The organism is Luteimonas yindakuii, from assembly GCF_004803715.2.
GTDB lineage: Bacteria > Pseudomonadota > Gammaproteobacteria > Xanthomonadales > Xanthomonadaceae > Luteimonas > Luteimonas yindakuii.
This window is the reverse complement of sequence record NZ_CP039383.2, coordinates 1,297,589-1,316,801: the sequence shown is the minus strand read 5'-3', so window position 1 is coordinate 1,316,801 and position 19,213 is coordinate 1,297,589. Positions and strand designations below refer to the sequence as shown.

The following is a 19,213-nucleotide window of genomic DNA, read 5'->3' as shown; positions in this document are numbered from 1 at the left end:
ACGCGATGCCTGCAGACCCCCGAACCGCCCCGTCCCGCCCGCAACCCACCCTGCGCGAACGCTTCAATGCGATGCGCAACCTGCCGCCCTTCCTGCGCCAGGTCTGGGCCACCAGCCCCACGCTCACGCTGACCAGCCTCGGCATCCGCCTGGTCCGTGCGGTGATGCCGGTGCTGATGCTCTATATCGGCAAGCTGATCATCGACGAGGTCGTGCGTCTGGTCGGGCTGGGCCTGGGCTTCGTCGACCTTGGCCAGGCCTGGGACAGTGGCCAGCTCGACTACCTGTTGTGGCTGGTGCTGGCCGAATTCGGCCTGGCGGTGCTGTCCGACCTGCTGGGGCGGCTGGTGTCCTACGCGGAAGGGTTGCTGTCGGAGCTGTTCACCAACGCCACCAGCGTGCGGCTGATGGAGCACGCGGCCACCCTGGACCTCGAGGACTTCGAGGATCCGGAGCTGCAGGACAAGCTCGACCGCGCGCGCCGGCAGACGATGGGGCGGATGAGCCTGCTCGGGCAGCTGTTCGGCCAGGTGCAGGACATCATCACCGTGGCGAGCTTCGCCGCCGGCCTGCTGATCTACGCGCCGTGGCTGATCCTGCTGCTGGCGGTGGCGCTGCTGCCGGCCTTCATCGGCGAATCGCATTTCAACGCGCTGGGCTACACCCTCAACTTCCAGTGGACGCCGGAGCGCCGGCAGCTGGAGTACGTGCGCCAGACCGGCGCCAGCGTGGAGAGCGCGAAGGAGGTCAAGATCTTCGACCTCCACCGCTTCCTGATCGACCGCTACCGCACGCTGGCCGACGGCTTCTACGGCGCCAACCGCGCGCTTGCCCGCCGCCGGGCCGTGTGGGGCACGCTGCTCTCCTCGCTCGGCACGCTCGGCTATTACGTGGCCTACGCCTATATCGTCTGGCGCACCATCCGCGGCGACTTCTCGATCGGTGACCTCACCTTCCTCGCCGGCAGCTTCCGCCGCCTGCGGCAGTTGCTGGAAGGCCTGCTGGTGGGCTTCTCGCAGGTCGCCGGGCAGGCGCTGTATCTCGACGACCTGTTCTCGTTCTTCGCCATCGAACCCGAGATCCGCTCGAAGCCCGACGCGGTGCCGGTGCCGCGACCGGTCAGCCATGGCTTCGTGTTCGAGAACGTCGGCTTCCGCTATCCCGATGCCGAACGCTGGGCGGTCCGCCACCTGGATTTCGAGCTGCGCGCGGGCGAAGTGCTGGCGCTGGTCGGCGAGAACGGCGCCGGCAAGACCACCCTGGTCAAGCTGCTGGCACGGCTGTACGACCCCGACGAGGGCCGCATCCTGCTCGACGGCCGCGACCTGCGTGACTACGACCTCGACGACCTGCGCGCCAATATCGGGGTGATCTTCCAGGACTTCGTGCGCTACCACCTCACCGCGGCGGAGAACATCGGCGTCGGCCAGATCGGCTCGATGGATGATCGCGAGCGCATCGTCGACGCGGCACGCCGGGCAATGGCGGACGAGGTGATCGATGCCCTGCCCGGTGGTTACGACCAGCTGATCGGCCGCCGCTTCAAGACCGGCGTGGACCTCTCCGGCGGCCAGTGGCAGAAGATCGCCATCGCCCGCGCCTACATGCGCGATGCGCAGGTGATGATCCTCGACGAACCCACCGCCGCGCTCGATGCGCGCAGCGAGTACGAGGTGTTCCGCCGCTTCAAGGAGCTGTCGCACCAGCGCACCGCGGTGCTGATCTCGCACCGCTTCTCCAGCGTGCGCATGGCCGACCGCATCCTGGTGCTCGAACAGGGCCGGCTGGAAGCCAGCGGCACCCACGAGCAGCTGATGGCGACAGGCGGACGCTACGCGGAGTTGTTCGAGCTGCAGGCGGCGGGCTACCGCTGAGGCTGCTTTCGGCCTTCTCCCGTCTATGGGAGAAGGTGTCCCGCGGGAGCGGTCGGGGAGAGAGGTGCCTGCAGGCGTTTCACAGCTCAAGCTTCTGCTGCGCATCCTCGGGTGCGCTGTAGTCCAGCCGCCCATCGACGATGCGCGCGGCGCCGGTCCACGGGTGCTCCTGCGATTTGCCCGGTCCCATCAGGTGGATGACCGTCCAGCCGCGCGCCTTGAAATCGTCGGAGATCAGGCTGCGGTGGCAGCTCCACCACATCGCCTCGGCGCACATGACCGCGGTGCGGGTACCGCGGGCCACCTCCATCAGGTGCTCGCGCGCCGCGCCGAATGCCGGTGTGTCCATGTAATCCGCGTAGCCACGGAAGCTGGTGTTGCGCCACGCCGTATGTGGTGAATCCGGACGCGGGCGACGTCGGCCGCCGAGTGCCGGCATCGGCATGAACCCGACGCCGTGGGCGTGCAGGCTTTCGGCCAGTGCCTCCGCCGCGAAATGCGGGTGTCGCCGGGAACCCGGATAGCGGCGCACATCGGCCACGCAGGTGATGCGGGCGTCGTGCAGCAGGGCGACGAACTCCTCGAGCGTCCGCGTCGAATGACCGATCGTCCACAGCGTGTCCATTGCCGCAGGCTGCCATCGGCGCCGTGCAGGTTCGATGAGAATGGTTCCCATCGGATAGAATATGCGGTTCTCCCCACGGCACTCCCCGCGCATGTCTTCCGCTTTCGGCACCGAGACGGTCCTCGACGTCCGCCACTGGACCGACGACTACTTCAGCTTCACCACCACCCGCGATGACGGCTTCCGTTTCGAGAACGGGCAGTTCGTGATGATCGGGCTGATGGTGGACGGCAAGCCGCTGCTGCGCGCGTATTCCATCGCCAGTGCCAACTGGGAAGAACAGCTGGAATTCTTCAGCATCAAGGTGCCCGACGGCCCGCTGACCTCGCGGCTGAAGGACATCCGGCCCGGCGACCAGGTGCTTATCGGCCGCAAGCCGACCGGCACCCTGCTGATCCATGACCTGCACCCCGGCCGCAATCTCTATCTGCTGGGCACCGGCACCGGCCTCGCGCCGTGGCTGTCGGTGGTCAAGGATCCGGAAACCTACGAGCGGTTCGAACGCGTGATCGTCTGCCACGGCGTGCGCCACGAGGCCGACCTCGCCTATCGCGACTACTTCACCCGCGAACTGCCGCAACACGAGTTCCTTGGCGAGCAGATCAGCGCCAGGCTGCTGTACTACCCGGCGGTCACCCGCGAGGCCTTCGCGTTCAACGGCGATGACCATCAGGGTCGGCTGACCGCACTGATGGGCAGCGGACGGATGATGGAACAGCTGGGCCTTCCGGCGCTGGACGCCGAGCACGATCGCGCGATGGTCTGCGGCAGCCCGCAGATGCTGGCCGACTTCCGCGCGCTGCTCGACGGCCGCGGCTTCGCTGCCGCCCCGCGCATCGGCACCCCGGGCCAGTACGTGTTCGAGCGCGCGTTCGTCGAACGCTGACGCTGCGCGGTGGCGCGTTCCATGCATTGCCGGCTTGCGATTACAATTCCGGCACTCGCCAGGAGAGCTCCGCAATGAAGATCGTCGTCGCCGTGGATGGCAGCGAAATCAGCCAGCGTGCCGTCAAGTTCGCGATCAAGCTCGCCCGCGCGAGCGAGAAGCCGCAGATCACCCTGGTGGCGGTGAACCCGGAGCTGTTTCCCGGCGTCGAGCGCAAGATCGGCGCCGAAGCCGCTGCGCGCCACCATGCGGAATCCCACGCAGCGATGATCGATGCCGCGGTGAAGACGCTCACCCGCGCCAAGGTCGAATTCAAGGAACGTCGCGAGGTCGGCGACATCGCCGCCACCATCCTCGACGTCGCCCGCAAGGCCCGCGCCGACGTGATCGTGATGGGCTCGCACGGCCGCGGCGCGGTGTCCGGCATGTTGCTGGGCTCGGTCTCGGGCAAGGTGCTGGCGCAGGCCGACGTGCCGGTGACGATCGTCCGCTGATCGCCTGTCGGCGCGCGCCGCGCGCTGCCGGAACATCGGTTCCCTGCGCGCCCGTGCCGATGGTCATGGGTCCCGGTCAGGAGCGGTGGGATATTCTTGGGGATTCCGACGTAGCAGGAACCCGCCGCATGAAGCACCCGCTCAGCCTCGCGCTCGCCGCCGCCATCGCCGGCCTCGGTGCCCCCGCCTTCGCCCAGACGGCCGCCCCGCAGCAGGCCGTCTCCTCCGAAGCGCGACAGGCCAACCCGTTCGCCCAGGTCAGCCCGCTCGACCTGCAGTACCCGCAGTTCGACCAGATCCGCGACGAGCACTTCGCTCCCACATTCGATGCCGGCATGCGCGAGCACCTGGCCGAGATCGAGCGCATCGCCAACAACCCCGAAGCGCCTACCTTCGAGAACACCATCCTCGAGATGGAGAAGGCCGGGCAGCTGCTGGGCCGTGCGACGCGGGTGTTCTTCAACCTCGTCGGTACCGACACCAATGACGAGCGCAAGCGCCTGCAGGCCGAGTACTCGCCGAAGTTCGCTGCCTACCGCGATGCGATCACGCTGAACCCGAAGCTGTTCGAGCGCATCGAAGCGCTGTACGAAGGTCGCGCCTCGCTCGGCCTCGATGCGCAGGGCACCCGCCTCGTCGAGCGCTACTACAACGATTTCGTCCGCGCCGGTGCCGATCTCGACGAGGGCCAGAAGACCCGTCTGAAGGAAATCAACGCCGAGCTGGCACGCCTGGGCACCACCTTCAGCCAGAACGTGCTGGCCGAGGTGAATGACTCCGCAGTCGTGGTCGACACCCGCGAAGAACTCGACGGCCTGACCGAGCAGCAGATCACCGCCGCCGCCAATGCCGCCAAGACCCGCGGCCATGACGGCAAGTACGTCGTCACCCTGCTCAACACCACCGGCCAGCCGCCGCTGTCGCAGCTGACCAACCGCGACCTGCGCCAGCGCATCCACGAAGCCTCGGTGGTGCGCGGCGCGCGCGGCAACCAGTGGGACAACCGCGAGATCGTCGCGCAGGTGCTGAAGCTGCGCGCCGAACGCGCCGGCATGCTCGGCTTCCCGACCACCGCGCATTACGTGCTGGCCGACGAAACCGCGAAGACGCCGGAAGCGGTCAACAGCATGCTGCGCCAGCTGGCCCCGCCGGCGGTCGCCAACGCGCGCCGCGAGGCCGCCGAGCTGCAGGCGATGATCGACCAGGAACAGGCTGCCAAGGGCGAGCCGACCTTCAAGCTCGAGCCGTGGGACTGGGCCTTCTATTCCGAGAAGGTGCGCCAGGCCAAGTACGACTTCGACGAGTCGCAGCTCAAGCCGTACCTGGAGATGGTCAACGTGCTCGAGAACGGCGTGTTCCACGCCGCCACCGAGTTCTACGGCATCACCTTCAAGCACCGCACCGACCTGCCGCTGTACCACCCCGACACGCGCGTATACGACGTGTTCGACAAGGACGGCAGCAAGCTCGCGATCTTCATCTTCGACCCGTATGCGCGTGACTCCAAGCGCGGTGGCGCGTGGATGAACTCGTACGTGTCGCAGTCGGAGCTGATGGGCACCAGGCCGGTGGTGGCCAACCACCAGAACATCACCAAGCCGCCGGCAGGCGAGCCGACGCTGCTGACCTGGGACGAGGTCACCACGATGTTCCACGAGTTCGGCCATGCCCTGCACGGCATGTTCTCGGACGTGGCCTACCCGTACTTCAGCGGCACCAGCGTGCCGCGCGACTTCGTCGAGTTCCCGTCGCAGGTCAACGAGATGTGGGCCGACTGGCCGTCGATCCTCGCCAACTACGCCAAGCACTACGAGACCGGCGAGCCGATGCCGCAGGCGCTGCTGGACAAGGTCACCGCCGCCGCCCAGTTCAACCAGGGCTTCGCCACCACCGAGTACCTCGGCGCGGCGATGCTCGACCAGTACCTGCACCAGCTGCCGGCGGACCGCCTGCCGCAGGCCGGTGACATCCTCGCCACCGAAGCCGCCGCGCTGCGCGAGGCGGGCCTGGACTTCGCCGCGGTGCCGCCGCGTTACCGCACCACGTACTTCAGCCACATCATGGGCGGCTACGCGGCGGGCTACTACGCCTACATCTGGTCCGAGGTGCTCGACGCCAACACGGTGAAGTGGATCGAGGACAACGGCGGCCTGACCCGCGCCAACGGCGACCGCCTGCGCGCCACCCTGCTCTCGCAGGGCGGCAGCAAGGACGCGCTGCAGCTGTTCCGCGACTTCTCCGGCGCCGAGCCGGACATCGCGCCGCTGCTGGTGAAGCGTGGCCTGGCCGGGTCCGCCGACGACTCCGCCGCGCCGGATGCCGGCAACCCGGAACCGGTCAACAGGTAAGACGTTTTTCGCCTCATGGCGAGCAAACCGCCCGGAGCGATCCGGGCGGTTTTTTTTGTTCTTATCCACATCCCCGGGCGCCAGGTGGAGCGCTCGCGCGGCTGTAAGCCCTTCGCCGTGATACGCGCTGCCCGCCGCGCGCACCGGGGCGTGTGCTCCCCCGGCCGAAGTCCGCATCCAGCTACCACGGCCGGCCGCCAGCCATCCATGGCCGGCTGTCCGCACACCCCCCGGTGCACGCGACGGGCTCGGGCGTCCGCAGCTTCGGCACGGAAAACCCGAGCGGTCGCAGCGGGCGGCGCTGCCAGGACCCCAGACCGTCTTCGCAGTTGATCTCCGCCCACACGCGACGCCGGCTCGGGGCTCGCCGCGGACGCAGGGGGATGTCCAGAGCCGGCCATGGACGGCCGGCGGCCGGATGTGGGAGCAGGACGCGGAGATATCCGGCTGGGCATCCCCCTGTGGCCGCGGTGGGCCGCCCGGACCCCATCGAACGCGTATGTCGTCCGGATTAAGGACCGACTCGCGCCCGCGGCGACCAAACACAGCCGTTCCCCGGCATCGCGGGCGCGGCACCCTGACGGTCGGGACGCCCCGAGCGTTCGCCGCGGGGCCCGGTACGATGTCCGGATGCAGCTGCTGCCCTCCCCGCCTGCCACCACCGTCGACGACGACGCATCGCGGCTGGCCGACTGGTTCTCGCAGCATCGTCGGGTCTTCGTACTTACCGGCGCCGGCTGCAGCACCGCATCGGGCATCCCGGGTTACCGCGGCGACGACGGCCGATGGACACGGCCACCGCCGGTGACCTGGCAGGGATTTACCGGCGACCCGGCGATCTATCGCCGCTACTGGGCGCGCAGCCATGTCGGCTGGCCGCGCTTCGACCGCGCCCGTCCCAATGAGGCCCATCGCGCTCTGGCCGCGCTGGACGACGGCGGACTGCTGGCGATGCTGGTGACGCAGAACGTCGACGGCCTGCACCAGCGCGCCGGCAGTCGGCGCGTGATCGACCTGCACGGCCGCATCGACGCGGTCGTATGCCTGGGCTGTGGCGACCGGCTATCGCGTGCTTCGCTGCAGGCCCGGCTCCTGAGCCTCAACCCCTGCTGGTCGCCCGGTCCCGCAACGTCGGCCCCTGACGGTGACGCGGACATTGACGAAAAGGCCGAACAGGATTTCGTGCCACCGCAGTGCATGCGCTGCGGCGGCCTGCTGAAGCCGGACGTCGTGTTCTTCGGCGAAAACGTCCCGCGCGAGCGGTACGGGGCCACGCTCGACGCGTTCGAACGCGCGGACGCGATGCTGGTCGCAGGTTCCTCGCTGATGGTCTATTCGGGGTTCCGCTTCGCACGCATGGCGCACGAGCGCGGGCTGCCGCTCGCCATCCTCAACCGCGGCAACACCCGTGCCGATGGACTTGCCGGCCTCCGTCTCGACGGCGACCTCGGCGGCACCCTCGCCACCGCCGTACGGCGACTGCATCTGCACGACCGGCTGGAGGTGACGGCGCCGGACGATCAGCGCGGCGCGCGGTAGCCGCCCGGCACGCCGTGCGGCGACAGCACCAGCTGCCAGAGCTGCAGGTTGCGCGCGCGGAAGCACGCCATCGACCCGGCGAGGTAGAACCGCCACATGCGACGGAAGCGTTCGTCGTAGCGCGCCGGCAGCCGGTCCCAGGCGGCTTCGACGTTGTCGCGCCAGGCCTGCAGCGTGCGGTCGTAATCGGCGCCGAAGTTGTGCCAGTCCTCGATCACGAACGCGCCCTCAAGCGCCCGCGTCACCTGTGGCGGCGACGGCAGCATCGAATTGGGGAAGATGTACTTCGCGATCCACGGGTCGGCCCGACGTCGGCTGCGGTTGCTGCCGATCGTATGCAGCAGGAACAGCCCGTCCTCCGCGAGGCAGCGCCGGGCAACGCGGAAGTAGGCGCGGTAGTTGCGCACGCCCACATGCTCGAACATGCCGATCGACACGATGCGGTCGAAGCGCTCGCGCAGGTCGCGGTAGTCCTGCAGGCGGATCTCCACCGGCAGGCCGGCACATGCGGCGCGCGCATGCGCGGCCTGCTCGCGCGAGATCGTGATGCCCACGCCCTCCACGCCATGGCGTTCGGCGGCGAACTTCAGCATCTCGCCCCAGCCGCAACCGATGTCGAGCAGCCGCATGCCCGGCTGCAGCCCGAGCTTGCGGCAGCACAGGTCCAGCTTGGCTTCCTGCGCGGCATCCAGGTCGGCGGCATCGCGCCAGTATCCGCAGCTGTACACCAGCCGCCGTCCGAGCATCGCCGCGTAGAGATCGTTGCCGAGGTCGTAATGGCGCTCGCCGACCGCGAAGCTGCGGCGCCCGGCCTGTGGGTTCAACAGCCAGGCATGGACGGCATCGAGCACCTCGCCGGCACCATGCACGCGCTCGCCGGTGCCGTGGTGGATCAGCCGGTGGAGCAGCCCGTCGAGCGAAGCCGTACGCCACCAGCCGTCCATGAAGCTCTCGCCCAGCGCCAGTGAACCCTGCGCGAGCACGCGTGCATAGAAGCGCTCGTCATCGACCTGCAGGTCCCACGGGCGGTCGCCATCCACGTTTACATCGGCTTGCGCCAGCAGGGCCTGCACACGCCGTCGGGAACGGTTGGTGCTTGCCATGGCCAGGTCAGCAGCATGCCGGGAGGCCCCGGCGCATCGAGTCTAGCGCTTCGATCCCCGGGGGAAGCAAGCCTGCCCCGCAGGCGCGCCACGGGCTGCGCGTCGTTATCGCCGTTCGGGCGTGACCGTCTCACCGGTTGCGTCGGCAGGCGTGGCGGTGGAGAACAGGCCCCGGTACTCCTGCGCCACGTGCGGCAGCAGCACGTGCGCGGGCACCAGCACGGACTGGGTGCCGTCGGCGTAAGGCCCCACCTGATAGGGCGGGAAGACGAAGCGCAGCGCCTCGATCCGCCCCTGGGGGTCGAGCACCGGCTCGAACGAATCGAAGTTGTCCGGCTCGGGCGCCGATCCGTCGTCGATCATCCGGCCGGCGGTACGCAGTGCCTCGCTGCGGGCTTCGGGCGACAGTTCCTCGGCGTCGATGCGGGTGCCCAGGGTGGCGTGCAGCTGCTCGCGCACATGGCGCGAGATCGCAGTCCAACCTTCGGCTTCGGGCACCAGATCGCCGGCGCGCAACAGGCGCTCGCGCTGCGGCAGCCAGACGAAGCGCGCCACCAGCGGGTTGCCGTGCGCACCGCCGGTGTAACTGCTGCCGTCCGCGGCCACGGCCACCAGCTGCGGCGACTCCACCAGCATCCGGAACTCCAGCGACAGGTCGTAGACGAGACCCCCGGGGGCCTCCCCCGCGCTGCCCGCGGCGTCCACCAGTTCGCTGCGGGCGGCCTGGCCATAACGGTGGAGTTCGGACGCAAGTCCCGGATAGCGCCGCGCTTCTGGCGGATAGCTGATGCCGACGATATAGCGCGGGGTCTGTTCGATCACGTCCGCGAGGTTCGGCTCGGGTTGCGGCGCTTCGGGTGACGGGGTCTCCTGCTGCGGCACGCCTGCCGCGGACGGCGCGGAACCCGCTTCCTCGTTGCGTCCGCATGCGGCCAGCGCCAGCACGGCCAGGCCGATCCACCAGTACTTCATCGTGTGCTTTCCCCTGTTCACTGTTGTCGCGAGGCTAATCGGCGCCGCGTGATGGCCCCATGCAAAACGCGTGCAATCCAGCTGCCCACGACGCCGATGCAGTAAACGTCGCCCACGAAAAAGCCCGGCCGGAGCCGGGCTTTCTGATCCTGCCGCGAGGCGGGAATTACTCGGGCTGTACTTCGTCAGCCTGCAGGCCCTTCTGGCCCTGGACGACCTTGAAGGAAACCCTCTGGCCTTCCTGCAGCGACTTGAAGCCGGTGCCCTGGATCGAACGGAAGTGGACGAAAACGTCCTGGCCGCTTTCCGGGGTGATGAAGCCGAAGCCCTTGGCATCGTTGAACCACTTGACGGTACCGCTCTGACGCTCGGACATGGTGTTACTCCTTGGTACAAACAGTTGTTGATGGTTTGGCACGACCCGCCTGGGCGGCGTCGAGACTGTCGAGCAAGGGGTAACGCGAAAGCGATGGAGCGGATCGTCCCGGCCGGTTGGCCGTACAGCTTTGATCTACCGCATCGGAGCCACGATGTACCGTGATCCCGGCCTTGAACAGTTCGCGCACGATACCCTAGTTCGAATCGAAAGTGTGAATGCGGAATACGCCTCACGACGACCGGTCGGCACCCCTGACCAGGTCGGCGTAACCGGGGTGCCGGCGGACGTAGGAGGCGGTGTATTCGCACTGCGGATCCACCCGCATTCCCGCGTCGCGGGCATGGTCCAGAGCGGCCGCATTCAAGGTTCCGGCAATGCCGCGCCCGGCCAGCGCATCCGGCACGATGGTATGCAGCACCACCATGGTGTCGCCCTCCTGGCGGTACTCGACGTGGGCGGTCTCGCCATCCACGTCGAGCTCGAACCGGCCGCGTTGCGGGTCATGGCGAACCCCGGTTGGCGTGGTCATGGTCAATCCCCGGTGGCGGGCGAACGGCGCGCGGCGCGCTTGCCCTGGTTGATGCGGTCGCGGGTGCTGTTGCTGCCCTGGATGGCCGGGATGCGGGCCTCGCCTTCGTGCAGCTGCTCGGCACGCCGCGCGGCTTCCTCGTTCTGGTAGCCGGGCGACCCGACTTCGGCACCGGTGCCGCCCAGCGTTTCCCAGGACTTGGGCTGGCGCGCCTGCCCCTGCTTGGCTTCCAGCAACTCGCGGGTACGCTCCAGCGCCTGCTCCGGCGTCAGTGCCTTCTTCGCCGGGCGCGCCTTCTTCGTTGCGCCTTCGGAGGACTCGCTCGTGGAGCTGCCCGCGGTGGACGCGGCGCTCTTTGCCTTCGTCCCGCTACCCTTGGCCTGCTCCGCCGACTTCGAGGACGCGCGTGCTGTCTTCGCGTCGCTGCCGGCTGCTGTTTTTACGGCGGACTTGCGCGGGGTGGCGCTGGCGGAATCACCGCTCGCGGCGCTGCGCCGACCGCCCGCCGATTTCGCCGGTGCAGACGATTCGCTCTGCTTCGACACCGACTTGCGCGCGGACCCCGCGTTCGCGGCCCTCTCGGCTGCCTTGGCGGACTTTCGCTCCTCGCGCTCGACCTGGCGCAACTGCGCCTCGAAGCGCGACAGGATGTCCCCCAGCAGTGTCGCCTTTTCCTTGCTGCGCTCGTTGGCCATGCCGCTGGCGCCACGCTTGGCGCCGGTCCTGTCGCGTGATGCGAGCTTCTGCCGCTGCACCAGGTCGCGGGCGCGATCGCGTGCGTCGCGTGCGCGGCCGACACGCGTGGTGAGTGCCTTGGCATCCAGCTGGCGCAGGGTGTTCACTCGACTGTCGGTGTAGAGCTCCATCTCCTTCTGGTTGAGGAGAGCGGTCGCCTTGGCGCGGGTGATGAGCATTGCTGATGACTCCACTGTGGGGCTGTGCGGACAGCTTTATCACAGCGGACTTTCAGCGGAAGTGAGCGTGTCGACGCGCTGGCGGGCACACGCGGCGCGTGCGCGAAAGCTCAGAAGAACGACGGACTGGCCAGCCGTTCCAGGAACGCCGGGATCACCCGCGGCTCCATCGTGATGGTGAAAAGGACGCCGTAACCGGCACCCCACAGGTGCGCGCTGTGGTTGATGTTGTCGCCGCCGCGCCGGTCCATCCAGATCGAATAGCCGACGTACATCACCGCGTAGAGGATCGCCGGCATCGGCAGGAAGAACACGAAGATCAGCGACCACGGGCTCAGCAGCACGAACGCGAACAGCACCGCCGAGACCGCGCCGGACGCACCGAGACTGCGGTAGTGCGGGTCGTGCCGGTGGCGCAGGTAGGTCGGCAGGATCGCGACCAGGATCGCCGAGAGGTAGAACAGTGCGAAGCCCACCGCACCGATGTAGGGCGCGAACGCGCGTTCGATCAGGCCGCCGAAGAAGAACAGCGTGATCATGTTGAACAGCAGGTGGCCCCAGTCGGCATGGATGAAGCCGTGGGTCACCAGCCGGTCGTACTGCTTCTTCCGGGCAATCGCCGGCGGCCACAGGATCAACCGCTCGAGCAGGCGGGGATTGGCGAACGCCTGCCACGACACCAGCACGGTGGCGGCGATCAGCAGCAGGGTGACGGGTCCGGAGTTCATCAGGTCGGGCCTACGGCCGCATCAGGCGATGCGGTAGTTGTCCTGCATCGGGTAGCGCCGCGCGTAGAGCCCGAACGCCAGTGCGGCGACGAAGGCGAACGCGGCGAAGAAGAACATCAGGAAGGCATTCTCGCTCAACCCGGTCGAGGCGATATACGCGGTCACCGCCTCGTTGCGCACGCCGGCGTTGGTCAGCAGCACCCACAGGCTGCCGAACGTGCTGGTGAGGTACCAGAACGCCATGATCACGCCCTTCATCGCGTGCGGCGCCTGGCTGTAGGCGAACTCCAAGGCGGTGGCCGAGACCAGCACCTCGCCGAAGGTCAGCAGCAGGTACGGCAGGCTCTGCCAGGCCAGCGAAACCTCGGAACCACTGTCGATCCACAGCTGCAGGATGCCCGCCGCGATCCAGGACACGCCGGAGATCGCGATGCCCCAACCCATGCGCCGCAGCGCGGTCACCACGAAGCCCATCCGCCGCAACAGCGGATACAGCACGATGTTGTTGAACGGGATCAGCAGCATCACCAGCAGCGGATTGAGCGCCTGCATCTGCGCGGCGTCCTGGATCAGCCAGCTCGGCCACCAGCCGGCCTCGTGCGGGATCACCATCTCGCGGCCCTGGATGATCCAGGTCGAGGCCTTCTGGTCGAACAGTGACCAGAACGGCGTCACCAAGGCGAACACGATCAGGATGCGCAGCACCGCACGCACGCCGTCGACGGCAGCATCCGGATGCGCGCCACGCGCGCGCTCGAGCTGCAGCGACGCGCCCCAGCCGCCCAGCGCGATGATCACGCCGAGCGCCAGGCAGGCGGTGATCACGAAGTTGAAGTCGGTTGGCCAGAAATCGACCCCCACTGTGGCCGACAGCGCCCACAGCAGCAGCATCGCGACCGCCGACACCATGCCGACCATCGCCACCAGCAGGCCGGGACGGCCCTGCCCCGGCGCCTGCGCACGCAGCGCGGACTTGACCACCTCGAGGAACGCATGCGGGTCGCGGCCCGACGGCGGCACATTGACGTACTCGCGGCGCCCCAGCCAGAAGATGACCGTGGCGATGAACATCAGCACGCCTGGAATACCGAACGCCACCGCCGGGCCGTAGTGGCGCAGGAACAACGGCGCCAGCAGCGAAGCGAAGAACGAGCCGAAATTGATGATCCAGTAGAACGCGTCGAAGACGACCTTGGCCTTGCTCTTGTTGCTCTGGTCGAACTGGTCGCCGCAGAAGCTCACCACCAGCGGCTTGATGCCGCCCGAGCCCAGTGCGATCAGGAACAGGCCGGTATAGAACCCGCTGGCATTGTTCTCGAACAGCGCCAGGCAGGCGTGGCCGGCGCAGTAGATCAGCGAGAACCACAGGATCGTGTGGTACTTGCCGAAGTAGCGGTCGGCGAGCCATCCCCCCAGCAACGGGAAGAAGTACACGCCGATCACGAACATGTGGAAGATGTCCTTCGCCGCCGCGTCGCGCTCGCTGCCCGCAGGCAGGTAGGCCAGCAGCACCGAGCTGATCAGGAACGGCACCAGGATGTTGCGCATGCCGTAGAAGCTGAAGCGCTCGCATGCCTCGTTGCCGATGATGTAGCCGATCTGGCGCGGCATGCGGCCGTTGGCTGGAGAAGCGGAAGCGGGAGTCGTGGACATCTTCTGGCCGGGTACGGGCGAAAGCGTTCAAGGGTAGCCGATAGCGTCCGCCGCCGGCACCAACGAATGGCACGGCCAGCGCACCTGCGGGGCTCGTTACCATCGCCGGTCCTGCCCGTCCGAGCCGCCTGACATGCCGCGCCGCCTCCCGCACCGCCTTGCCCTGGCCCTGCTCCTCGCCCTCGCCGGCACTGCCGCCGCGGCCGACCTGACCACGCATGCAGAGCGCAGCGGCTTCGTCGAGACCGGCCGCTACGACGAGACCATCGCCCTGTGCGACGCCTTCCAGGCCGCATATCCGGATGCGGTGCGCTGCTTCGACTTCGGCACCACGCCGGAAGGTCGCCCGATGAAGGCACTGGCGGTATCGCGCAGCGGCGCGCTGACCCCCGATGCCGCGCGGGCCGCCGGCATTCCGGTGGTGCTGATGCAGGGCGGCATCCATGCCGGCGAGATCGACGGCAAGGACGCGGGCTTCCTTGCATTGCGCGAGGCGCTCGAGGGCACGGCTGCAGCCGGCACGCTCGACCGGCTGGTGTGGGTGTTCGTGCCGGTGTTCAAAGTCGACGGCCACGAACGCTTCGGCGCCTGGAACCGGCCCAACCAGCGCGGCCCGCGCGAGATGGGCTGGCGCACCACCGCGCAGAACCTCAACCTCAACCGCGACTACGCCAAGGCCGATGCGCCGGAGATGCAGGCGATGCTGGGGCTGGTCGAGGCGTGGGATCCGATCGCCTACATCGACCTGCACGCCACCAACGGCGCGCAGTTCGAACACGACATCTCCATCCAGGTGGAACCGCTGCACGCCGGCGACAATGCACTGCGCGCGGCCGGCCTGCAGCTGCGTGACGGGGTGATGGCCGACCTTGCCGCGCAGGGCTCGCTGCCGCTGCCGTTCTATCCCTCGTTCGTGCGCCATGACGAGCCGGATTCCGGCTTCGTCGACGGCGTGTCGCCGCCGCGCTTCTCCACCGGCTATTTCCTGCTGCGCAACCGCCTGGCGATGCTGGTGGAAACCCATTCGTGGAAGGAATACCCGGTGCGGGTGCGGACCAACCGCAACACCATCGTGTCGGTGCTCGACCATGTCGCCCGCCATGGCCGCGACTGGATGCGCGTGGCGCACGAGGCCGACCGCCGCGCCGCCGCCCTCGGCGGTCAGGACGTGCCGCTGGACTGGCGGGCTACCGACGACGTGCGCACGATCGACTTCCGCGGGTATGCGTACACCCGCACGCCCTCCGACGTCTCCGGCACGCTGATGACCCGCTATGACGAGGCCACGCCGCAACTGTGGCGGGTACCGCTGCGCGACACCCTGGTGCCTGCACGCGTGGCGACGGCGCCCCGCGCGGGTTACCTGGTGCCGCCCGCGCAGGCCGCGCGGGTTTCGCGTGCGCTGGACATCCACGGCATCGACTACCGCCGCATCGGGCGTGCGCTGACGCAGGCACCGGTACAGGTGTTCCGGGCCGACGACATCCGCTTTGCCAACGCCTCCAGCGAGGGCATGCAGCGCCTGGACCTCGACGGCAGCTGGCGCGACGAGCCACGCGACCTGCCGGCCGGCGCGCTGTTCGTGCCGATCGCGCAGCCGAAGGCACGGCTGGTGATGGCCCTGCTCGAACCACAGGCGCCCGACGCACTGGCGGCCTGGGGAGCATTCAACAACCACTTCGAACGCAAGGAATACATGGAGGCCTATGTGGCCGAAGCCGTCGCCCGGGACATGCTCGCGGCCGATCCCGCGTTGCGCGAGGTCTTCGAACTCCGGCTGCGCGAGGACGCGGCCTTTGCCGCCGATCCGCGCGCGCGGCTGGACTTCTTCTACCGCCGCCACAGCGCCTGGGACGAGCGCTTCGGCCTGTACCCGGTCTACAGGACCGACGCCGCGCCATGATCCGTGCCGGCCTGCCGGTCGCAGTGGTCATCGCGTGCCTGTGGCTGCTGGCCTGCACGCATGCACCGCCACCTGCAGCTGCCACCGATGCGCCGGGACTGCGCGTGGTCACCCTCAACCTCTATCACGACCGTGGCCACTGGGAGCGCCGCCGCCCGCTGGTGATCGATGGTCTGCGCACGCTCGATGCCGACGTGATCGCATTGCAGGAGGTGCTGCAGAAGGCCGGCCTGCGCAACCAGGCCGAGGACATCGGCGCCGCCCTCGGCTACGCGGTGCACTTCGTCTCCACCGACCCGCCCGGCCAGGATCATCGCTACGGCAACGCCTTGCTTTCCCGGCGGCCGGTGCTGGCGCGCAGCGAGGCCCGCCTGCAGCCGCTGGACGACTCGCGCACCGTCGCGCACCTGCGCATCGACGTGCAGGGGCACGCGGTGGACGTGTTCAACACGCACCTGCACTGGACCGACGACGGCGCTGCGATCCGCGCGCGCCAGCTCGACGACGTGCTCGCACACGTCGACCGCCACGACGCCGGCGCCAGCGTGCTGATGGGCGACTTCAATGCCGAGGCGGACGCGCCGGAACTGCAGGCGCTCGCCCGCGCCGGCTTCGTCGACGTGCCGGCGGCACTGGAACCGGCCGCGAACCTGCGCACCACGCTCAATCCGCACTATTTCGAACGCGGCCGGCGGATCGACCATGTGTTCGCGCGCGGGGCCCGTCTGCGGCCGCTGGCGACACGCCGGGTGCTCGATGCCGCTGCGGACGATGGCACTTGGCCATCGGACCATTTCGGCGTGCTGGCCCAGTTCCGGATCGGGCATTGACCTGGACGCAACCCGGCAGGCACTAGCCTCGCAGGCCCACGCCGGAGTCCACCATGCGCCCATCCATCATTGCCGCCCTCCTTGCCGCCTCGTCCCTGTCGGGTTGCGCGGCCACGCCGTCATCCGCCGGTGAGGCCAGCGCGAGCGTCGAAGGTCGCGCCACCTTCTACGAGAAGCTGCTGATGCCGTCCGATTCGGTGCTGCGGGTCGAGCTCGTCGACATGTCACGCGACAACGACGTGCTGGTGCGCGAGGAATTCAGGTCGCTGCCCGGCCCGCCCTATGCGTTCACCCTGCGTTACGCGCCCGCCAGCGTTCCGGACGGGGCGCGACTGGGGCTGCATGCCGCGCTGTTCACCCCCCGCGGTGAGCGGATGTTCGTCACCGCCGAGGCGGTGCCGGTCGTCGACGGCAGCACGCAACCGGCCGAATTCCGCATGCTGCGCTCGCCGTAGCGCACGCCGGTAGGAGAACCCTCCCCCAGCGGTCTCCGGCCGCGATGCCTGCGCGCGGATCACGCTCCGCCTTCGAGTTCGCCCCAGCGGCGGTAGGCCTCCTCGAGTTCCGCCTGCACCCGGGCCAGCGCCTCGCCATGCGCGGCGATCGACGCGCCATCGCGCTGGAAGAACGCGGGTTCGCCCATCTCCGCGGTCATCGCCGCCTGCTGCGTTTCCAGAGCCTCGATCCGCGCCGGCAGCTGTTCGAGCTCGCGCGCATCCTTGAAGCTGAGCTTGCGCCGCAGCGGCGCCTGCTTCGCCGGCGCTGCAGCGGCAGGACGTGCGTCGCCACCGGAATCCGCCTCTGCCGGACGTGAACCGGACGCCTGCGAGGCCGCGCGTTGCCGCAGCCAGTCGGAATAGCCGCCCACGTACTCGCCCACGCGGCCCTCGCCTTCCATCACCAGCGTCGAGGTCACCACGTTGTCGAGGAAGTCGCGGTCGTGGCTGACCAGCAGCAGGGTTCCGCTGTAATCCATCAGCAGCTCCTCGAGCAGCTCCAGCGTTTCCACGTCGAGGTCGTTGGTCGGTTCGTCCATCACCAGCAGGTTGGCCGGCTGCGCGAACAGCTTCGCCAGCAGCAGGCGGTTGCGTTCGCCGCCGGACAGCCGGGTGATCGGCGCACGCGCGCGTTCCGGGGTGAACAGGAAATCCTGCAGGTAGCCGATGGCATGCTTGCGCGCACCGTTGATCTCGACGAACTCGCGTCCTTCGGCGACGTTCTCCAGCGCGTTCCAGTCCTCGCGCAGGGTCGAGCGGTACTGGTCGAAATAGGCCACGTCGAGCTGGGTGCCGATGCGGATCTCGCCCTGCTGCGGCTGCAGCTGGCCGAGCAGCAGGCGCAACAGCGTGGTCTTGCCGGATCCGTTCGGGCCGACCAGGCCGATGCGGTCGCCGCGCAGGATGGTGGTCGAGAAGCCGCTCAGCAGCGGCGCGCCGTTCGCGAATGCGAACGACACGTCGCGCGCCTCCACCACCTTGCGTCCCGACGCCCCGCCCTGTGTGGCCTGCATGCGCACGTTGCCGGTCTGTTCGCGACGCGCGGCACGCTCGTTGCGCATCGCCTTCAGGCGGCGCACGCGGCCCTCGTCGCGGGTGCGGCGGGCCTTGATGCCCTGGCGGATCCACGCTTCTTCCTGCGCGAGCAGCTTGTCGAAGCGCGCGTTCTCCTGCGCCTCGGCGTGCAGGCGCTCCTCGCGGCGGCGCTGGTAATTGGCCCAGTCGCCCGGCCAACTGGTGACCTGGCCGCGGTCGATCTCGACGATGCGGGTGGCCAGCGCGCGCAGGAAGCGCCGGTCATGGGTGACGAATACCAGCGCGCCGCGCCACTCCAGCAGGAACTGCTCCAGCCAGTCGATGGCGGCGATGTCGAGGTGGTTGGTGGGCTCGTCGAGCAGCAGCAGGTCGGGTGCCGATACCAGCGCACGCGCCAGCAGCACGCGCCGCTTGAGTCGGCCCGACAGCGCCGAGAACGCCGCGTCGCCATCGAGCGACAGCCGCAGCAACGTGTCCTCGACGCGGCGGTCGACTTCCCACGCCCCGGCCGCCTCGATGCGCGCCTGCACGGCGGCGAACGCATCGGCATTGAAGGTCTCCGCGTGCGCCAGCCGGTGGTACTCGGCGAGCAGTTCGCCCTCCGCGCCCATGCCGCTGGCGACGACGTCGAACACGCTGCCATCGGCGCCGGCCGGCACCTCCTGTTCCAGCCGCGCGACGCGCAGGTTGTCCTGGCGGCGGATCTGGCCGTCTTCCGGCTCGATCTCGCCGGCGAGGACGCGCAGCAGGGTCGACTTGCCGGCGCCGTTGCGGCCGATCAGCGCGATGCGCTCGCCGGGTTCGATGGACAGGTCGGTGCGATGGAGCAGCGGCGGACCGCCGACGCCGACATCGACGGCGTTGAGTGTGATCAAAGGCATCCGCGCAGTTTACCCGCGCGCGG

Annotated in this window: 17 protein-coding genes; 8 read left to right on the top strand and 9 right to left on the bottom strand. The window is 68.7% G+C overall.

Annotation, left to right across the window (positions count from 1 at the left end):
• Positions 1 to 5 precede the first annotated feature (5 nt).
• Positions 6 to 1,874 (top strand): ABC transporter ATP-binding protein, encoded by a 1,869-nt coding sequence (locus E5843_RS06035; protein WP_141065786.1) that lies wholly within the window; start codon positions 6 to 8, stop codon positions 1,872 to 1,874.
• 79 nt (positions 1,875 to 1,953) lie between these two features.
• Here the strand turns inward: E5843_RS06035 and E5843_RS06030 are convergent, their stop codons facing one another.
• Positions 1,954 to 2,550 (bottom strand): DUF488 domain-containing protein, encoded by a 597-nt coding sequence (locus E5843_RS06030; RefSeq protein ID WP_425480731.1) that lies wholly within the window; start codon positions 2,548 to 2,550, stop codon positions 1,954 to 1,956.
• A 40-nt stretch (positions 2,551 to 2,590) separates the two neighbouring features.
• On the opposite strand from E5843_RS06030, the gene E5843_RS06025 reads away from it, so the two are divergent.
• The 4 genes from E5843_RS06025 to E5843_RS06010 all read left to right on the top strand — a co-directional run bounded on the left by E5843_RS06025 (position 2,591) and on the right by E5843_RS06010 (position 7,766).
• Positions 2,591 to 3,385 (top strand): ferredoxin--NADP reductase, encoded by a 795-nt coding sequence (locus E5843_RS06025; protein WP_141065785.1) that lies wholly within the window; start codon positions 2,591 to 2,593, stop codon positions 3,383 to 3,385.
• A gap of 134 nt (positions 3,386 to 3,519) precedes the next feature.
• The gene (locus E5843_RS06020; protein ID WP_425480740.1) at positions 3,520 to 3,879 is read left to right on the top strand and encodes a universal stress protein; all 360 of its coding nucleotides are present in this window, start codon (positions 3,520 to 3,522) and stop codon (positions 3,877 to 3,879) included.
• 128 nt (positions 3,880 to 4,007) lie between these two features.
• Entirely contained in the window at positions 4,008 to 6,227 is a 2,220-nt protein-coding gene (locus tag E5843_RS06015; protein WP_136412123.1) for a M3 family metallopeptidase, read from the top strand.
• Positions 6,228 to 6,857: 630 nt separating this feature from the next.
• Complete coding sequence (locus tag E5843_RS06010; protein WP_136412122.1) at positions 6,858 to 7,766, top strand: NAD-dependent protein deacetylase; 909 nt, start codon at positions 6,858 to 6,860, stop codon at positions 7,764 to 7,766.
• Here the strand turns inward: E5843_RS06010 and cfa are convergent.
• The 7 genes from cfa to E5843_RS05975 all read right to left on the bottom strand — a co-directional run bounded on the left by cfa (position 7,748) and on the right by E5843_RS05975 (position 14,044).
• Positions 7,748 to 8,869: a cyclopropane fatty acyl phospholipid synthase gene (gene cfa / locus E5843_RS06005; protein ID WP_141065784.1), complete on the bottom strand. Its 1,122-nt coding sequence runs from the start codon at positions 8,867 to 8,869 to the stop codon at positions 7,748 to 7,750. The genes E5843_RS06010 and cfa overlap by 19 nt on opposite strands.
• 105 nt (positions 8,870 to 8,974) lie before the next feature.
• Complete coding sequence (locus tag E5843_RS06000; RefSeq protein ID WP_136412121.1) at positions 8,975 to 9,841, bottom strand: RsiV family protein; 867 nt, start codon at positions 9,839 to 9,841, stop codon at positions 8,975 to 8,977.
• A 166-nt stretch (positions 9,842 to 10,007) separates the two neighbouring features.
• Complete coding sequence (locus E5843_RS05995; RefSeq protein WP_129135635.1) at positions 10,008 to 10,217, bottom strand: cold-shock protein; 210 nt, start codon at positions 10,215 to 10,217, stop codon at positions 10,008 to 10,010.
• 232 nt (positions 10,218 to 10,449) lie between these two features.
• Positions 10,450 to 10,749: a GNAT family N-acetyltransferase gene (locus E5843_RS05990; protein WP_136412120.1), complete on the bottom strand. Its 300-nt coding sequence runs from the start codon at positions 10,747 to 10,749 to the stop codon at positions 10,450 to 10,452.
• Positions 10,750 to 10,751: 2 nt separating this feature from the next.
• Positions 10,752 to 11,663, bottom strand: coding sequence for a hypothetical protein (locus tag E5843_RS05985; RefSeq protein ID WP_136412119.1), 912 nt, complete (start codon positions 11,661 to 11,663; stop codon positions 10,752 to 10,754).
• Between the two features lie 110 nt (positions 11,664 to 11,773).
• Positions 11,774 to 12,391, bottom strand: coding sequence for a rhomboid family intramembrane serine protease (locus tag E5843_RS05980; RefSeq protein ID WP_134673149.1), 618 nt, complete (start codon positions 12,389 to 12,391; stop codon positions 11,774 to 11,776).
• A gap of 21 nt (positions 12,392 to 12,412) precedes the next feature.
• Positions 12,413 to 14,044, bottom strand: coding sequence for a POT-type proton-dependent oligopeptide transporter (locus E5843_RS05975; protein WP_136412118.1), 1,632 nt, complete (start codon positions 14,042 to 14,044; stop codon positions 12,413 to 12,415).
• A gap of 133 nt (positions 14,045 to 14,177) precedes the next feature.
• Between E5843_RS05975 and E5843_RS05970 the strand changes: the two genes are divergently transcribed.
• From E5843_RS05970 to E5843_RS05960, 3 genes are read left to right on the top strand one after another with little or no spacing between them, the layout of a single operon-like run.
• Positions 14,178 to 15,947, top strand: a complete 1,770-nt coding sequence (locus E5843_RS05970) for a M14 family metallopeptidase (protein WP_141065783.1) — start codon at positions 14,178 to 14,180, stop codon at positions 15,945 to 15,947.
• The gene (locus tag E5843_RS05965; protein WP_136412117.1) at positions 15,944 to 16,777 is read left to right on the top strand and encodes an endonuclease/exonuclease/phosphatase family protein; all 834 of its coding nucleotides are present in this window, start codon (positions 15,944 to 15,946) and stop codon (positions 16,775 to 16,777) included. Before E5843_RS05970 ends, E5843_RS05965 begins: the two co-directional genes overlap by 4 nt.
• 53 nt (positions 16,778 to 16,830) lie before the next feature.
• The gene (locus E5843_RS05960; RefSeq protein ID WP_141065782.1) at positions 16,831 to 17,232 is read left to right on the top strand and encodes a YbaY family lipoprotein; all 402 of its coding nucleotides are present in this window, start codon (positions 16,831 to 16,833) and stop codon (positions 17,230 to 17,232) included.
• Positions 17,233 to 17,291: 59 nt separating this feature from the next.
• Here E5843_RS05960 and E5843_RS05955 read toward each other — a convergent pair whose 3' ends face one another.
• Complete coding sequence (locus E5843_RS05955) at positions 17,292 to 19,190, bottom strand: ATP-binding cassette domain-containing protein (protein WP_141065781.1); 1,899 nt, start codon at positions 19,188 to 19,190, stop codon at positions 17,292 to 17,294.
• Positions 19,191 to 19,213: the final 23 nt, after the last annotated feature.